Annotated in this window: 18 protein-coding genes; 8 read left to right on the top strand and 10 right to left on the bottom strand. The window is 37.3% G+C overall.

The genetic code is table 11. The features are described from left to right. Positions 1-96: 96 nt before the first annotated feature. Both M3234_RS23275 and M3234_RS23270 read right to left on the bottom strand, forming a co-directional pair. Entirely contained in the window at positions 97-411 is a 315-nt protein-coding gene (locus tag M3234_RS23275; protein WP_262307012.1) for a carboxymuconolactone decarboxylase family protein, read from the bottom strand. Further along, a complete protein-coding gene (locus M3234_RS23270) occupies positions 411-824 on the bottom strand; it encodes a tautomerase family protein (RefSeq protein ID WP_262307011.1) in 414 nt (137 codons plus the stop codon). Before M3234_RS23270 ends, M3234_RS23275 begins: the two co-directional genes overlap by 1 nt. 109 nt (positions 825-933) lie before the next feature. On the opposite strand from M3234_RS23270, the gene M3234_RS23265 reads away from it, so the two are divergent. Further along, on the top strand, positions 934-1,827 hold the full coding sequence (locus M3234_RS23265; RefSeq protein WP_262307010.1) for a LysR family transcriptional regulator: 894 nt from the start codon (positions 934-936) through the stop codon (positions 1,825-1,827). Positions 1,828-2,115: 288 nt separating this feature from the next. Here M3234_RS23265 and M3234_RS23260 read toward each other — a convergent pair whose 3' ends face one another. Continuing rightward, positions 2,116-2,817, bottom strand: a complete 702-nt coding sequence (locus M3234_RS23260) for a hypothetical protein (RefSeq protein WP_262307009.1) — start codon at positions 2,815-2,817, stop codon at positions 2,116-2,118. A 570-nt stretch (positions 2,818-3,387) separates the two neighbouring features. On the opposite strand from M3234_RS23260, the gene M3234_RS23255 reads away from it, so the two are divergent. Beyond that, entirely contained in the window at positions 3,388-3,780 is a 393-nt protein-coding gene (locus tag M3234_RS23255; RefSeq protein WP_262307008.1) for a hypothetical protein, read from the top strand. A 661-nt stretch (positions 3,781-4,441) separates the two neighbouring features. On the opposite strand, the gene M3234_RS23250 is transcribed toward M3234_RS23255, so the two are convergent. Both M3234_RS23250 and M3234_RS23245 read right to left on the bottom strand, forming a co-directional pair. Beyond that, a complete protein-coding gene (locus M3234_RS23250; RefSeq protein WP_262307007.1) occupies positions 4,442-5,023 on the bottom strand; it encodes a DUF2238 domain-containing protein in 582 nt (193 codons plus the stop codon). 14 nt (positions 5,024-5,037) lie between these two features. Further along, on the bottom strand, positions 5,038-5,604 hold the full coding sequence (locus M3234_RS23245) for a DUF2238 domain-containing protein (protein ID WP_262307006.1): 567 nt from the start codon (positions 5,602-5,604) through the stop codon (positions 5,038-5,040). Positions 5,605-5,757: 153 nt separating this feature from the next. Between M3234_RS23245 and M3234_RS23240 the strand changes: the two genes are divergently transcribed. Beyond that, positions 5,758-6,375, top strand: coding sequence for a GntR family transcriptional regulator (locus M3234_RS23240; RefSeq protein WP_262307005.1), 618 nt, complete (start codon positions 5,758-5,760; stop codon positions 6,373-6,375). Between the two features lie 50 nt (positions 6,376-6,425). Here M3234_RS23240 and M3234_RS23235 read toward each other — a convergent pair whose 3' ends face one another. Together M3234_RS23235 and M3234_RS23230 are read right to left on the bottom strand one after the other, a co-directional pair. Then, complete coding sequence (locus M3234_RS23235) at positions 6,426-7,982, bottom strand: ABC transporter permease/substrate-binding protein (protein WP_262307004.1); 1,557 nt, start codon at positions 7,980-7,982, stop codon at positions 6,426-6,428. Then, on the bottom strand, positions 7,982-9,106 hold the full coding sequence (locus M3234_RS23230; RefSeq protein ID WP_262307003.1) for an ABC transporter ATP-binding protein: 1,125 nt from the start codon (positions 9,104-9,106) through the stop codon (positions 7,982-7,984). The genes M3234_RS23235 and M3234_RS23230 overlap by 1 nt, the downstream gene beginning before the upstream one ends. 208 nt (positions 9,107-9,314) lie before the next feature. Here M3234_RS23230 and M3234_RS23225 point away from each other — a divergent pair, with 208 nt between their 5' ends. The 4 genes from M3234_RS23225 (at position 9,315) to M3234_RS23210 (ending at position 13,345) form a co-directional block, all read left to right on the top strand. Beyond that, a complete protein-coding gene (locus M3234_RS23225) occupies positions 9,315-10,022 on the top strand; it encodes a M50 family metallopeptidase (RefSeq protein WP_262307002.1) in 708 nt (235 codons plus the stop codon). Between the two features lie 75 nt (positions 10,023-10,097). After that, entirely contained in the window at positions 10,098-11,351 is a 1,254-nt protein-coding gene (locus M3234_RS23220; protein ID WP_262307001.1) for a DHH family phosphoesterase, read from the top strand. 204 nt (positions 11,352-11,555) lie between these two features. After that, positions 11,556-12,566 carry an acyltransferase family protein gene (locus tag M3234_RS23215; RefSeq protein WP_262307000.1) on the top strand — a complete coding sequence of 337 codons (1,011 nt, stop codon included), beginning with the start codon at positions 11,556-11,558 and terminating at the stop codon, positions 12,564-12,566. A 311-nt stretch (positions 12,567-12,877) separates the two neighbouring features. Next, entirely contained in the window at positions 12,878-13,345 is a 468-nt protein-coding gene (locus M3234_RS23210; RefSeq protein WP_262306999.1) for a GreA/GreB family elongation factor, read from the top strand. A 61-nt stretch (positions 13,346-13,406) separates the two neighbouring features. Here M3234_RS23210 and M3234_RS23205 read toward each other — a convergent pair whose 3' ends face one another. Together M3234_RS23205 and M3234_RS23200 are read right to left on the bottom strand one after the other, a co-directional pair. Then, positions 13,407-13,925: a MerR family transcriptional regulator gene (locus M3234_RS23205; protein WP_262306998.1), complete on the bottom strand. Its 519-nt coding sequence runs from the start codon at positions 13,923-13,925 to the stop codon at positions 13,407-13,409. Positions 13,926-13,986: 61 nt separating this feature from the next. Then, positions 13,987-14,910 carry a MerR family transcriptional regulator gene (locus M3234_RS23200; protein ID WP_262306997.1) on the bottom strand — a complete coding sequence of 308 codons (924 nt, stop codon included), beginning with the start codon at positions 14,908-14,910 and terminating at the stop codon, positions 13,987-13,989. 435 nt (positions 14,911-15,345) lie between these two features. On the opposite strand from M3234_RS23200, the gene M3234_RS23195 reads away from it, so the two are divergent. Beyond that, positions 15,346-15,786, top strand: coding sequence for a hypothetical protein (locus M3234_RS23195; RefSeq protein ID WP_262306996.1), 441 nt, complete (start codon positions 15,346-15,348; stop codon positions 15,784-15,786). A 64-nt stretch (positions 15,787-15,850) separates the two neighbouring features. On the opposite strand, the gene M3234_RS23190 is transcribed toward M3234_RS23195, so the two are convergent. Next, positions 15,851-16,025, bottom strand: a 175-nt coding sequence (locus tag M3234_RS23190) for an IS3 family transposase (protein ID WP_262307103.1), incomplete at its 5' end; no start/stop codon positions are given.

The following is a 16,025-nucleotide window of genomic DNA, read 5'->3' as shown; positions in this document are numbered from 1 at the left end:
TTTATAATTTAGGACATTAAACAAAAGCGCCCTTTAATGGAATAAAATTTCTGCAACTCTTTTATTAAATAAATGCTTTAAAGAGATACCATATGGTCATTTTTTACTTAGTATTACGTTTAGCGTTGCAGCTGCTTTAGGCCATCCAACGTAAAAGGCCATATGTGTTATCAAAGCAATAATTTCCTTTTCATTAATTCCATTCTTTTCAGCTAATTGTAGATGAAATGGTAGTTGTTCAGTATTTCCGATACTAATTAGAGAAGATAGTGTACATAAACTTCTTTCTCTGGATGTTAAAGTAGGATCCCTCCATATTTTTTCGAATAATATATTTTCGCTATAATCAACAAAATCAGGAGCCATATCCCTCATTTTCTTTGGTATATTAGATTCAATATAATCATTCACTATTCTTTTCCCTCCCTCATATTAACCATTTGTGCTACTCCTTGACCAAATGACCAGTTTTCAGCAGATGTCTCGTTTAGTGTAATAAAAATATCAGTTGTAGAGATGTTTAAATGATTAGAAATAGCTTTTGATATGGATTGATACAAACTCTTTTTCTGATTTATGGTTCTTCCTGGCCCACATGTAATAGAAACATACATTATTTTTTCTGTTCTCTTTTCCTCTCCTTTTAACAGGTAATTCGGATCGTAAAAAAATTGTTTAGATGGGTAGTGTAAAAACATGTGAAAGTAATCATCTTCCGGAATTTTAAAATGTTCAATTAAAGAATGATGAATACTAATACTCACCTTTTTTAACTCTTCATTACTTAATAGACCTTCTGGATAATAAACATTAACAAACGGCATATATTCACTCCCTTTCTTATAACTTTATTTTACTTTCGTGATTTCGATTTGTATAATTGAAAATAAATCATATAATTATCAATAAAACCGATAAAGATGAGGTGTGAAGATGGAAGTAAAAGAGTTAAATACATTTAAAATGATTGTCGAAGAAGGAACTTTCTCACTTGCGGCAAAAAAATTAAACTATGCTCAATCAACCGTAACAACACATATAAAAAAATTAGAAAATGAACTTGGTTTTCTTCTATTTGAACGAGGATGGGATGCTCGGTTAACAGATGAAGGTACTTTATTTGCAGAGGAAGTGGATAACTTGTTAATGCATTGGGATTATTCAATTTCTCAAGCGCAGCGTATAAGCAATGAGGAGAAAGGAACATTAAAAATAGGACTAACAGAATCTGTTGCAAAAAAATTAATCCCGTCAATATTAGACTATTTAAACAATGAGAAGCCGTATATACATTGTGATTTTGTTGTAGGAAATACAGCACTTTTATCTCAAATAATGGAACAAAAAAAAATTGATTTTGCTGTTTGCGGAAACAACAAAAATAGTTCTAATGTGAATTTTACTCCATTATGCAACGAACAAATCGAATTTATTGTCAATGACCCTCATCATCCAATCTTACAGAAAAAGTCAGTTGAAATATCGGATATCATTAATTACCCTATTTTAATTGGAGAGAATAGTTGTTATTATTATCAATCTGTGAATGCTTTCCTATCAGAAAACAATCTATCATTTAAAAGAGTATACAATTGTAGTGCACTACATCTCATTCCACAAATCGTTTCTGGAGATGCAATAGGCATTATCCCTAAGGGAACTATTTTAGAGCAAAGTAATATCTCATTTAAGGTCAAGGGATTTGATTCCAAAATGCCTATAGGATTATTAATTCCTTCAAAAAAAAGAAACTATTTAAGTCAAACTAAACAACAAATTATTAAATTGATTGAATCGTCATTCGTTACCAGTAAAGATTTATCCTAAAAATAATTGACTACATTAGTTTAATAAAATACCTCACAAACCCGTATTTTCATGGTAAATAAGAAGATCCATTTTGAAAAAAGATTGATCAAAATGGATTCTTTTACCGGCCTATTTAAGTATTTGTTTTATAAAAAGTTTGATGATTTTCTACCTTGATCTTCAACAATCTGGCCCGTTTGTTCAATAAGCGCAGCGTAACAAAGTCTGTATAAAAATTAACACCTATACATTTTATCTTTGAAAAGAGATTCATAAAGATTAATAATTATCCTGCCAAAACCTACATCATTTAAATGCCAGAAACAGGTTATTTTCTTGGTTGTTAATATAGACTTCGAATTTTTCTTTTTCAAGCTTCCCTTTTTCGACTAAATGAAGTATTCTTTCTACTGTATTTTCTTTGAATTTTCCTTTGATAAAGTGGTCGAACAAATCTGATAGCTCAAGACCTATATTTAGATATTTATTTGCCAAATTTGAAGGTATTAAAACAGGGTATTTTTCTAAATCGATTTTCCAATTTTCGACTATTTTATTAATACCTTTTACACTCTCATTCAAAAGTATTAATCTTCTAATTTCGATTGCTTCTCTTCTGCTTTCATTAATATCTTTATCATTAAACGCATACTCTTTAACACACTCACTACCAACGTTGATTGTTTCCCTGGTTTTTCTATTTACAATGTAATGAATATATCGTGTAGGGGTATTGCAAAGCCTACATTTCAACCACTTTTCTCTGTTTTCTCCCGAATCCAGCATTGGTTGGGTACTTTCTTTCCATTCATTTGTTGCATTTTGTTTAACCAAAGGGAGTATATCTTGTATAAAGTCTTTCTGCTTTTTCGGTAGTTCTTCAATCAATTCCTCAGTTACACGTTTATTTTCTCTCAATAATTGATAAAACCAATCGTAATCCTTTGTAATTTCACTAATTAGGAGTAATGTTCTATCTTTTTGATTTAAAAACAGCTTATTAGCCACATAACCACCCCGTATTGGTAAAATATTCATGTAAATTATACCATTCAGTTTAAATGATGAAATTAATTTTCGACAAAAATAACGATAATTCTATGAACGTTAAAAGAAAACACACAAAATGGCAACTTTGTTTTTAAGTAAGGATTCCCATTATGAGGTCGGTAAACGCAGCTATGCGTGTCTTAAGGTGATTAATTACCAAAATATTATTATGTGATGATATACTGGCTTAATTTGGGCTTCTGCTTAGCTTCCAGGATGACAAGTAACTCGACTGGGATTAGAGAGTTCATTCCACCAGCTAGCTCTAAGAAAGCACCTGTTCAGGCAATTTCAATTGATTTCAGAGGTTGATAGATTTACTATTATAGAGCTAATCAAGCGCCGTTAAGCTAACGGAGGCAATAGCTGAACAGGGAGTTGTCTATACGGCAGCTCCAATTTGCGTTAACGGGGCAGGTTAGCATTCCTGTAGATCGTTATTTTTCGACTTTGAAAAAAATAGGGCTCCTCAGTAAGATATGAGTATAGACACCACTCTAACTCAAAACCTTAAGGAGGAACCCTACTATGAAGTTTAAAATGCAAAACAAACAAAATCAACAAGAATGCTACGATATAGCTTGGGATAACGGATGGGGAGAAGGATATGCGACAGGTCAAGTAAACCAAAGATATAGCATTGTTAGAACTCTTATACAAATGGGCAAAACAGACCAAGAGATTGTTTATATAGCAACAACCAGCTATGTTGAATTAAAAGACATAAGAAATCAGCTTAATGTATATCATGGTTATTTTGAGTTTGAAGCATCAAGATATGAACTTATCAGGACTCTTCTAAAAGAAGGTAAAACGGATGAAGAAATTGTCAAAAAGGCGCATTCAAGTTTTTATGAATTGGAACAAGTGAAAAAACAACTTAAACAGTATAATGGAAAATTCAAATGGGAAATGCAGTAAATAAAGAACTTAATATATGAGAAAGCGATAAGTCCTGGTGAACCAAACGAAAATAATGGGAAGAAATGTACTTAAACTAAAGGGCGCTTTACTTGAAGAAGAAAATCTTACATAAGGAGGTCGTTTAAGGAATATCGGCAGCAAAAAAGGCACTCATAAGTGCTGTTACCTTCCGCATATAGATATGTAAAATGTGTTTATAGCCAAAAAGGCGGTGGAAGTGATGAGTTTCGCTTCATGGTTTGCTGTAGGCATTGGGGTAGCTGTCGCAATAGGTCTATTCGGTCGTAAATCAAAACAGAAGAGAAAATAAAGAAGGCACTCGAAAAAATATTAACAGGTTCGGTTGGGAGTTGCAAAACACCAATTCGTAGCAGAATTCTTTTTGCCTTATAAAAGCTAGTATCACGAACCTTCTCGAACGTAATTCAAAAAGTAAGTTTTAGGTTTTTAATTAAACTACGTCAGTGTTTATACCAGCCAAGAAAATCGTCCTTGTGAGAAATTCTCAATGTATTGTGTCGTTTATGGAAATTCTCAAGGTAAGTTGTCGTTTTTTAAGAATTTCTCAAAAGGACAGTCGTTTATCTAATTTTATTTGTCGTTTTTGCCTTGATAAATAAAGGTTTTAAGGAGTTGCTTTCTCAAGTATTTTGTCGTCTTACAGTTCTATATTCCTTTGCTTTCCTTTTGTTCTTATTGCGCTCCAAATGGCAATCGCCAACCCTCCTGCGGTATCGGAGATTAAATCAATCATCGTATCCTTATTCCCGCCTCCCTGCAGGGTCATGTTGAAAAATTGGTCGCAGCTAAATTCATAGATTTCCCATAAAACGCCACCAAATGTTGCGAATGACAAGGTAAACCAGAATACAAACCATGGGGATATTTCATGACCGGCATTTCTGTGAATAAGTCTTTCGTATAAGGCAATTCCGGCAAAGGCCAAAAGAGCACCGCTGACGAAATGCAAAAAGGTATCCCACCAGCCCAAGCCATACCAGCCCCGAATGGAGCCAAGATACTGTGATCCGACCAAAAAAATTAAATAGGAAAAGACGATGGGCAGATTAAATTGCAGTTTGGTAAATAACGCCAGCAGAAGAGGAATAGCCCCGCAAACAATGCCGCCAATCGCCACCGTTGATTTAAAGGATTCATCAATATTCCGGTAGTAAAACGCAAGAACCGCCATGAATATAACATACAATGCACTTACTATCATTACGAGTTTTCGATTCATATTAATCGCCCCGCTTATACTTTCTGTTTCCTAACCCCGGCATAAATCGCCACCAAAATGCCTCCTGCAACCCCGCATAAAAGGTCATACATCGTATCCTTGTTCCCGCCTCGCTGCATCGTATGGGTAAAAGTCACATCGCCAACAAATTCGTAAATTTCCCAAAGCACGCTCGCCAAAACAGCAAGTGAGAGCACGAATAAAACAAGAATCCAGGCAGATACGTCCTTCCGTACCGGTTGCGGAATGAGCCGTTTATATAAAGCAATCCCAATGATGCCGACATACAACCCCTTATAAAGGTGCAATGTCGAATCCCACCATCGATGATGAAGATAAAAGCTTGCAATCGAACCCAAAAACAGCGAACAAAATAAAAATAAAAAATACCCAGCTATCATTGGAATATTAAAGGGGTTGTTTTTTAATTTTAACAAAGCTAGCGGCAAGGCAGAGGCAAAAATCCCGCCAAGGGCAACCTGCCACCTCGAAGAATCATCCTTTATGAGGTAGTATATGAATAATCCCGCCATAAAGAGAATGAATGCCAGACTTAAGATAATAATGACTTTCCGCTTCATTGCTGCACCTCATTATAAAAATCCTTTTGAAATTATCTTAAAATCCTCAGAAGGACTTTAGTTAAGCTCGCAAATATTGGTATGAAAGGGTATAGTGTTATTGTATCCAAAATAAAAGCAGATATTTGAGAATGTAATTTGGCGGTGGTTCTGATGCAAAGGGCACAAATTCCAGTCTATGAACGAATAGCGATTGATTTGGCGAACCGGATCTATGATGAAGAATTCAAAGTTGGGGAAAAAATTCACGGACGTTCAACGCTCGCAAGTGAATATAAGGTGTCTCCGGAAACAGTCAGGCGTGCAATAAAAATCCTCGAAGATGTAGAAATTGTTCATTCAACAAAGGGCAGCGGCATTGTTATTTCATCAAGGGAAAAGGCGTTTAAATATATTTCCAGATTTTCGAATTTGGCAAGCATTAAAGATCTTGAGAAACAAATGGTTTCCCTGATGGCTGATAGAAACAAGCTGGATGAACAACTGCACGATACATTAAGGAAAATATTGGATTACTCCGGCAAGCTTCGCCACACCAATCCGCTGGCGCCGATTGAAGCGGCAATTTTCACTGGATGCAGTCATATCGGCAAGACCATCTCAGAGGTCAAGTTTTGGCAAAATACAGGAGGAACCGTAATCGGAATCAAAAGGAAGGGAGAATTAATCATTTCCCCTGGTCCTTATGCTTCGATTATGGAAGGAGATGTCCTTTTGGTCATTGGCGATGAAGAAACATATGACCGTGTGATTGATTTCTTGGAAGAATGAAAAAAAACAAGCCAGCTCCGTTAATACAATGCTGGCTTGTTTTCTGTTTCTTAATCAATGAGTCCTTCTTTTTGTAAAAATTCCCTTGCCACTTTAGCAGGCGATTGTTTGAGGCTGTCAACCTTGTAGTTCAACTCACGCATTTTTTCATCCGTAATTTTTCCGGCAAGGCTGTTAAGGACTCCTTCAAGTTCAGGATGTTCCTTAAGGGTTTCCTCTTTAATAATTGGTACAGCGTAATAGGGAGGGAAGAAGTTTTGATCATCCTCCAATACCTTTAATTGAAACTCCTCGATTAATCCGTCCGTTGAGAAGGCATCAATAACATCGCTCTTATGATTTTCGAGGGCGGTGTAGCGCAATCCTCCATCTACCGGTTTTACATCTTTAAATTCCATGTTATAGGAACTAGCAAGACCGGTTAAACCGTCCTCACGGTTTGAAAATTCAATGGTTGGTCCCATTATCATCTCATCGCTGACGTTGGCCAAATCGGAAATGGTCTCCAAGCCATAAGTTTCGGAAGTATCCTGTCGTACGGACAGCGCGTATGTGTTGTTAAAGCCAAGCGGTTTTAACAATTCAATCCCATACTTTTGGCGAAATTCCTCTTTTACGTAGTCGTAAACCTGGTCAGGATTATTTTGCGGTGCCTGATTTAATATATTTACAAGTCCAGTGCCGGTGTACTCTACATACATATCAATATCGCTGCTCTTGATGGCGCTAAATGCCACTTGGGTGCCACCGAGATTCAACTTTCTTTCTACCGCAATATCCGTTTTATTCTCGATTAATTCGGCAAGAATGTTACCTAAAATTAATTGTTCGCTGAAATTTTTCGAGCCAATCGTAATTTTCTCATCAGCTTGAGCCTTCGAATAAATGGAAAACGCACCCGCGATAACAAGTATAATGCTGGCAAATGAAATGATTAATTTTTTTGTCGTTTTACCTGTCTTTGATGCGGAATGTTGTTTATTTGTATAAGAAAGCGAGCTCTCGAGTTTCCCGACAACAAAATCAATTAACAGGGCAAGAATACAAGCAGGGATCGCTCCTGCCAGAATCATCGCATTGTCAACTGTTTGAACCCCTGAAAATACGAGATAACCAAGACCGCCGGCACCAATAAATGCGGCTATGGTCATTAATCCAACGGCTGTAACAGCCGAAATTCTGATCCCCGCCATAATCATCGGGAAGGCCAGCGGCAGCTGAACCTTTTTCATCGTTTGGCTTTTTGTCAAGCCGATGCCTTTGGCGGCTTCCAGAATGTCCCGATCAATATTTGTTAATCCGATATACGTGTTTTTTACAATTGGCAGCAGTGAATAAAGTACAACCATTACTATTGCGGGGGTGCTGCCAATCCCGATAAACGGAATAAGAAAACCAAGTAAAGCCAAACTTGGGATTGCCTGAATCACGTTGGTGGTTCCGATAATTGGCTTTGACAGCTTTGGTTCTCTTGAAATCCAAATCCCGAGTGGAACTCCAATTACTGTTGCAATAAGAACGGCCAAGACACTCAAGTAAACGTGTTGTCCTAACAGTTCTAATATCTGGTTATAGTTATTGCTTGCATAACTCCATAAATCACCCATTAAAAGGCCACCTCCATATCAATTAGTTGACTGCTTAATGCGGATAGAATACTGCTTCTTGTGATTAATCCGGTTAACTGGCCTGATTGATTAGTTACAGGAACATAGCCGATGCGGTGTTCGTTCATTGTGGCAAGCACCGAAATTAAATTCGCTTCCTCTGAGACAGAAAGGACATTTTGTTCCATTACATCTTCAATTAACGAATTTCGGTTTAATAATTGGATGCCTTTTAGGGTCACCAAACCAATCAGCAAATTACGCCTATCCGTCACCAGCAAGCTGTCAACCTTTTGCTCCTTCATAATCTCAATTGCCTGGAGAACGGTTCTCTTGGAGGCAATTTTTACCGGATTGGAAATCATAATATCTTCGGCTAGCAGAAGCTCAGGATTATTCCAAACCCGCCTTTTACCAATAAAGTCTGACACATAATCGTTGGCCGGATTTTTTAAAATGTTTTCCGGGGTGTCATATTGGAGAATATCCCCATCTTTTAAAATACAAATCTTGTCTGCTATTTTAATAGCTTCGTCCATATCATGGGTAACGAATATAATTGTTTTATTTAATTCCTTTTGCATTTGGAATAATTCGTCCTGAAGAGATGATCGTGTTACAGGGTCTAATGCACTGAATGGCTCATCCATTAGGATGATATCGGAGTTTGTAGAGAAGGCTCTTGCCACACCAATCCTTTGCTGCTGACCGCCGCTCAGTTCTTTTGGATAGCGGTGGATATATTCCTTGGGATCCAAGCCGACCAATTCAAGCAATTCAACTGTTTTCTGTTCAATTGACTCTTGGTTTTCACCTTTTAATTTTGGGATTAACTCCAAATTTTCTTTAATCGTCATATGTGGGAAAAGACCAGTATTTTGAATGACATAGCCGATGTTTCTGCGAAGTTCAATCGGATCCATTTTGGAAATATCTGTACCATTAACAGATATCTGCCCTGATGTCGGCTGAACCAGTTTATTGATCATTTTAAGCAATGTCGTTTTCCCGCAGCCGCTGGGTCCGATAAAAACAACCAACTGACCTGCTTCGATATTCAATGAGAAAGAGTTAATGATTGTTTTTGTCCGGTATTTCTTTACTATATTCTTAAATTCTATCAATATTTTTCACCCCTCTTAGAAATGTAACAACTTAATAGTATTATATGAGTTGTTAGCTAGCAACAACTTAATGCTAACATAAGAGTTGTTGGTTTGTCTATTTGCAAAATATTTGGGTGATTACAAGTCAAAAAATTTCATGAAGTAAAGAAGAAGTGCTAATATAAAGATAATTATGAATGTTTTAAAAAGAGGCGAGGGATACACAATGATCCTGATTCGAGAAAAATTAAGTATTAAGTTTTTCTTGTTCCTTTTAGCTGCATTTTTGCTGATCCATGTCCCCTTTATAGGAAACTATATTCGCGTCATTAATACATTGATTCATGAGTCAGGTCATGCGTTTATTGCTTTGTTGGGCGGGGATGTGGAAATGATTACTTTATTAATGAATTCGGAAGGAGCAACCTACATCAGTTCCTCAACCTGGATCGGCAGTTTTTTTACAAGTCTTGCTGGCTATACCTTTGCTTCATTCGCGGCTTTTGTCTCCTTCTTGATGATTGGGAGAAAAAAGCAGATTTTGCTAATTGATATTTTACTGGGGTTCATACTAATCAATTTAATCTTTTGGGTACGCAATCCATATGGCATCTTTTGGCTTTGTTCGTTTGCGGGAGGGTTTCTGTTATTGTTAATTAAAGGAACGCAAAGCTTTAGGGATCATCTTTTACTGATGATAGCTTCGATCCTGTTAGTGGACTCTGTTCAGAGTGCCTTTGAAATCTTTTATTTGAGTGTGACGCATCCTCAGTATGCAGGAGATGCGACTAATCTTGCCAGACTGACAGTAATCCCTGCACCCGTATGGGGAAGCATCTTCCTTCTCCAGGCACTTTGGTTTTGTTATTATGGGTTAAAGCGAGGATACTACAAGCTGGGATTCAATGATAAGGCCGGCCCGTTATCGGGTTAGTCTTTTTTTTTTGCATAAGAAATTGTCTGAAATGTAAACTATAGGTTATGGAAAATAGTTGGGGTGGGTGCAGAAATGGTTAAACTTTTTACAGATGTCGATTTGGATGGCCTTGGCTGCGGTGTATTGGCAAAAATGGCTTATAAGGACGAAGCGAGGGTTTCATATTGTTCTTATCGCAATCTAAATCAACGGGTGGAAGCCTATATTACAAATCCGACAAACGATAATAATGAAATATATATTACTGATCTGGCCGTCAATCCGGAGATCGAGAAAAAATTGGCGGAAAGGTATACGAATGGCAAACATATCCGTGTCATTGACCATCACGTCACTGCGCTGCATTTTAATGACTATCCGTGGGGCAGGGTGATTCCCGAGTATGAAAATGGCAAAAAAACCTGCGCAACCTCGTTATTCTACGATTATTTAATCGAGGCCGGTAAGTTGAAATCTACCCAGGCGTTAAAGGAATTTGTTGATTTGATTCGCCAATATGATACGTGGGAATGGGATGAAAATAATAATACTGCCGCAAAACGGCTGAATGACTTATTTCATATCATGAACCGGGAACAATGTGAAGAGGAAATGATCAAAAGGTTAACAGAAAATACGGAGTCATTCACTTTTTCAGAATCCGAAAACATGATCCTGGACATTGAGGAGCAAAAAATAAGTCGCTATATTCACTCTAAAAAAAGACAGTTAATTCAAACGTTTGTGGGCGATTATTGTGTTGGAGTTGTTTCTGCGGAGCAGAATATGTCAGAGCTCGGGAATGCCTTAAATACCGAAAATCCACATCTGGATATGATTGCGTTAATTAACCTCGGCAACAAAAAAATTGGGTTTCGAACCATTCATGACCATGTGAATGTGGCCGAGTTCGCAAGAGGGTATGGAGGCGGTGGACACCCAAAGGCCTCAGGGGCTGACCTAACGAAAGAGGCATTCGAAACATTCATAGTAAATGTTTTTGCTCTCCTGCCGCTCAAACCGGATGCGGAGCGTAATGAATTCAATCTGAAGGAATCGGAATGGGGTTCGAGCTACGAAAATCATAAAGGAGAATTCACCTATATTTTCCCTTCTGGCGATGGAGATTTTTATGTATTTCATGATGGCGAGAAATTGCCGCCCCAGTTTTCAACATTTATGGAAGCTGAGAAATTTGTAAAGAGAAATTACTCCTCGTGGCTTCGGTATGACCGGGAATTTCTTAAAGAAATGGCGGAATTGCTTCGGATCTCCGAAGAGGAACTAAAGGAAAACTTCTCTGAAGTGATCACCACTCGGATAACAGATATTTTATACGGAACATAACAGTCTGGCTAAAGCCAGGCTTTATTTTTTTGATATATAAAATGGGAAAATCATCGTAGGAATATTTTATCATTATTTTAATATTGTAACTTTGGTGCAAAGAAAAGTAATTTCTTCAACATGCTCCTGTAATAATGCTGAGGTAAAATGATAAAAAAGATATTTTTAAAAAAGTATTTCGCATTTCTGATAAGAGGTGAAAATATGGCAGTCACATCAAAGCGAAGCAAGTATTTCGATAATGCCAAATTCGTTTTGATCATCCTTGTTGTCTTCGGCCATGTCATTAGTCCATTAAAGGAACATGATGGCGTACTTTATAATATTTACAGCATTATTTATCTTTTCCACATGCCGGCGTTTATTTTTATATCCGGTTATTTTTCGAAGGGTTATCAGAACGAAGGATATTATCGGAAATTAATAAAAAAGTTAATACTCCCTTATTTCATTTTTCAGTTCATTTATTCTGTATTTTATTATGCTATCGGCAAGGAAGCATCCTTTCAAGTTGATTTTCTTCAACCACACTGGTCCCTTTGGTTTCTATTAAGCATGTTTTTCTGGAATCTTTTGCTCATCCCATTTGCCAAACTGAAATGGCTGGGATTGCCGGTCGCAATCATGATTGGAATAGGAGCCGGCTATATTGACCAGCTTGGCAGTTTTTTAAGTTTATCGCGAACGGCTGTCTTTTTTCCTTACTTTTTTGCCGGGTATTTAATAAGTGGACCCCAATTAAAGGGGCTGTTAGGAGGGAAATATTCCCGGGCAGTCGGTATAACGATCCTGATTGGCGCAATATGTTTGTTCGGGACCAGTATATCGCAAAATACAGTTCCTTGGCTCTTGGGTGACAGTTCGTACGCTGCTATGGGGAATGAAGGGGTGGAGGCAGGTTTTTATCGAGGTGTGCTATATATCATCACAGCGATGGTTGTGTTTGGTTTCCTGACTTTGATCCCGTCAATTCAGTTCAGTTTTACAGAAATCGGTGAGAGGACACTGTATATCTATCTGTTTCACGGTTTTATCATCAAACCGGTTCATTCCATTATTCCTAAAGAAAGCTTCACATCAGTAACAGGAAGCTATCTGCTTCTGTTTGGCTTTTCTTTTATCGTTTGTCTGCTATTAGGCAGCTATTTGGTAAAAAAGTTCACCAGGCCGTTTGTCGAACCAAAGCTTTCATTCAGCGGCAACAGCGGGAAATAAATTAACTTACGTAAAAGGCCATTCCACTGAGGAATGGCCTTTTTTGCAATTACTTGTAGTAGTAAGGGGGAAGAACTATACCAACTAAAGGATTTTTTTGTTGGTATATGATAAAATTATACTAAGATCTTCCAATCGTCTGGGGCGGGGTTTCCTTGCGAGCATAGGTCCTTTTTACTATCTCCATTTAGGCAGTGAAAAGGGCATTCCTATGTATGTGGAAGGTTCATTTTTTATTTAGGAGGAATTTATGATGGAAAAGCAGATGAAGTTTTGCAGGAAGTTCGATCCAAGTATGGGGGCTATCTACTATGAGCCATAGTCAACCTGCCAACAAGGAATTTTTTATTCAGCAGTTAGTGATGATTGATGAGAATATTAAAGAATTGAATAACCTCTATATTTCATCAACACCATTGCCTGAACGATTAAAGCATTTTTTTAATTTATACGTATTAGAGGTTGAAGAGTTCCTGAAACAAAATCGTAAATCAAATATCATTACCAACATTCCAAAGGTTTTTATCGGGACGAAGGTAACCGTCATTTATGACGAAGATGATGAAACAGAGGACTATGTCATCTGTTTTCCTGAGGACTCAGACCCTGACCGTGGGTTTATTTCATTTCTATCACCTGTTGGTAGACAATTATTATTGAAAGAAATCGGTGAGCGAATACCGTTGAAAGTTCCGACGGGAGAGCTTGCTGTTACAATTAAGGAAATTTCCTATGTGGGATATTTGTTTGAGTCTGAAAGGGAAACAAAGGAAGCATAGTGTTTTTATTAAACTTCTAAGACCGAACGGCATTAATTACGTTCGGTCTTGCTATGCCGTATTAAAAGCTAAAAAACGAGCTTACGATATTTTTCTTTTTTCTTTTTACCTTTCCATCTGCTAAAACGAAAGGTTTTTCTTCGGATGTGGTTTTCATTTTTGTTAATTCTGTTTGCAGTTTCTCAACTAGGTCCGATAAGTCTTTAATATTTTGCCGAAGCTCTTCAATTTCCCTTCTGTGCTGAAGCAATTGGTATGAAACGACCGAATCTGCCTTGGAATGGACACTAACTTCGATTTCTTTTAGCTTTTCCTGCAGCTCCTGCATTTCTATGTTAGTATTAGCCGGTTTTACTGCCCCTTTTCGAGCAGGCTTTATTGCCTTAATAGGGGCAATATCTTGGAGTAACACCCCGTTTTGCAGCTGTTCATGTATCTCTTTTAAAAGCTGAATATCTTCGTTCTTAAAGAAATAATGGCCGCGCTCATTGCGCTCCATCGGCAAATTTAGCTGCTTTACCCACCGTTGAATCGTGCTTACAGAAACACCCAATAATTTTGCTACTTCAGCTGAATTCATTAAAAGCCCCTCCTAAAGGAAAATAGCCGTGAACTCCAGTGGTATCAACAAAAATCGAAGGTTAATTCCAGAACTTCCACCATTTCTTATCCTTTGTTGCTGCAGCCTCTCGGAAATTAGAAAGCATGTCGCGGAATGCCGCCTCTCTTTGTCTAACATCATGCCGATACTCTTCGCGCTCCTCAATGAAAAATTCACGTTCCTTTATAATTGACTCTGACAATTGGCTGATTTCGGTATTAGTGTTGTCTATATAGGAAGTAAGTTTAGTTGAATTTTCATTTAATTGCTTCGTAAGAGAGTAAATTTCATCGGCAGTTTCAATTGAAACATTTTTAATATTATTGGCCAGGTAACGTAATTTGTCATTTGTGTCCACCGTTGCCTGCTTTAATGTATCGGTTATTTCCTCTAGCTCTGCCTTGGTATTGGCGGAAGATTTATAGATGGAGTCAGACAGGGATTTGACGGTCAACAATGTCCCTTTGGAAATTTCCTTTTTGACCTCGTCAATGACTTCTTTTCGGACTACCGATCTGATCTCTTCTTTTACTTCATGTAAAAAGGTCATCTTATACGTATCCATTGCTTCAAAAAATTGACTGGCACCCGGCAAAGTGTTGCCGTTTGTGGAAACCTGTGATATGGGTTCGTCAACAATCTCAAGCGAAACATCCGTAACACTCGTTTGGGAAACAGGAGGTTCTTCAGAGGTTTTCACATCCTCCTTTTCGATTTCAGTCGTCGATTCGGGAGGGGTTAACTTGTTTTGCAAAAACTCCCGGATCATTTCCTTACTGGCCTTATTGGAATAAAGCTCCTTAATTTCGCATAATTGATTTATTTCCAGATCCGAATAAATTCTTGCCCCTTGTTTGGAGCGCGGTATCTCAAGCAATCCGGTTAAATCCTTTTCCCATTGCCGGATTATTCCGGGAGCGATATTTATTTTTTTGGCAGCTTCTTTTAATGTATAACTCTTCAAAAAAAATCATTCCTTTCTATTTATCTCGGAAATAATTCGCTATAACTTACTTATTCACCACTCCATATGCATTTTTCCTGCAGCCTGACAAAAGCTATCAAAACAAGACTGAAATCATGGAATAACAACATATTTCTTAAGAGACCAGTGGCTTTTCCGAAAAATAGCGAACGAACTCGCTAAACTGGGGGATTATTATCTTTCAAATCTTTATTCGAAAGGTAGATGGGGTTACCCGAAAGGAATCAGCGAGAATGACAACTTGTTGAACAAACAGCCTAATCGACATAAAGAATAGGCTGTTTTTTATGGGAAAAATTTCTTAAGATTTTTGTAAGATTTGATTAATAAAAAAGAAACGATTGCTGACTAGAATAAAAATTAGATAAGAATTGGTGCTTGATAAGCATAAATAAAATTAAAGGATGGGATAAAATGAATAAAGTGATGATATTAATGGTTGTGTTAATGGCATTCTTAACGACAGGTTGTTCCGTACAACTAACTACACCCAACGGAATTGACGCAAAAGCAGATATACTAGCATCAAAGGGAGAAGAACTTCAGTATGAATTTGACAAAGCCTTAGAGTTTGTAAATGAATTAGATGACAAAAACACAATTAGTTCGAAAGACCAGAAAAAAATGGATAGCCAAATGGAACAGGTTATTGATGTTATTGATGAGTTTAAAGAATTAGAAGTCCCTGTTATGGGAGGAAAAATAAAGGATATTGCTGACAATAACTTGAAGCAACGAGAAGAGGTTCTTCATGCGATTCATGAGAAGGCTCAAAAAGGAAATGTAGAAAAAGATGATTTACAGGATTTGAAAAAAGCTTTATCGGCAGATTTTAGTATTAAATTTTTTAAATAAAGTACCATGGGGCTTCTTTTGAACTGCCCCCTGTCAAGTAGACAGTGGAAATAATAAAACGGAACTAGGCGGCTTTAGCCCTGTATTCTAAGGGACTGAGGCCGTTTAGTCCTTTTTGTAGTCGTTTTTCATTGTAAAATTGTATGTAGTCTTCAATGTCCTTCTTCAACTCTTCAAATGTACTGTACTTGTTTAGATAATACTTCTCGCATTTCAATGTTCCCCAAAACCCTTCCATT

Origin of the sequence: Neobacillus niacini, assembly GCF_023715785.1 — a bacterium.
Classification (GTDB): domain Bacteria; phylum Bacillota; class Bacilli; order Bacillales; family Cytobacillaceae; genus Neobacillus; species Neobacillus niacini_E.
This window is presented reverse-complemented; position numbering and strand designations above follow the sequence as displayed.

Excerpts from the sequence above, each read along its gene's own strand:
- M3234_RS23255 (WP_262307008.1), top strand. The coding sequence starts at position 3,388 with ATGAAGTTTAAAATGCAAAACAAACAAAATCAACAAGAATGCTACGAT.
- M3234_RS23265 (WP_262307010.1), top strand. The coding sequence starts at position 934 with ATGGAAGTAAAAGAGTTAAATACATTTAAAATGATTGTCGAAGAAGGA.
- M3234_RS23235 (WP_262307004.1), bottom strand. The coding sequence starts at position 7,982 with ATGGGTGATTTATGGAGTTATGCAAGCAATAACTATAACCAGATATTA.
- M3234_RS23215 (WP_262307000.1), top strand. The coding sequence starts at position 11,556 with ATGGCAGTCACATCAAAGCGAAGCAAGTATTTCGATAATGCCAAATTC.
- M3234_RS23245 (WP_262307006.1), bottom strand. The coding sequence starts at position 5,604 with ATGAAGCGGAAAGTCATTATTATCTTAAGTCTGGCATTCATTCTCTTT.
- M3234_RS23220 (WP_262307001.1), top strand. The coding sequence starts at position 10,098 with ATGGTTAAACTTTTTACAGATGTCGATTTGGATGGCCTTGGCTGCGGT.
- M3234_RS23270 (WP_262307011.1), bottom strand. The coding sequence starts at position 824 with ATGCCGTTTGTTAATGTTTATTATCCAGAAGGTCTATTAAGTAATGAA.
- M3234_RS23210 (WP_262306999.1), top strand. The coding sequence starts at position 12,878 with ATGAGCCATAGTCAACCTGCCAACAAGGAATTTTTTATTCAGCAGTTA.
- M3234_RS23250 (WP_262307007.1), bottom strand. The coding sequence starts at position 5,023 with ATGAATCGAAAACTCGTAATGATAGTAAGTGCATTGTATGTTATATTC.
- M3234_RS23205 (WP_262306998.1), bottom strand. The coding sequence starts at position 13,925 with ATGAATTCAGCTGAAGTAGCAAAATTATTGGGTGTTTCTGTAAGCACG.
- M3234_RS23240 (WP_262307005.1), top strand. The coding sequence starts at position 5,758 with ATGCAAAGGGCACAAATTCCAGTCTATGAACGAATAGCGATTGATTTG.
- M3234_RS23195 (WP_262306996.1), top strand. The coding sequence starts at position 15,346 with ATGAATAAAGTGATGATATTAATGGTTGTGTTAATGGCATTCTTAACG.
- M3234_RS23225 (WP_262307002.1), top strand. The coding sequence starts at position 9,315 with ATGATCCTGATTCGAGAAAAATTAAGTATTAAGTTTTTCTTGTTCCTT.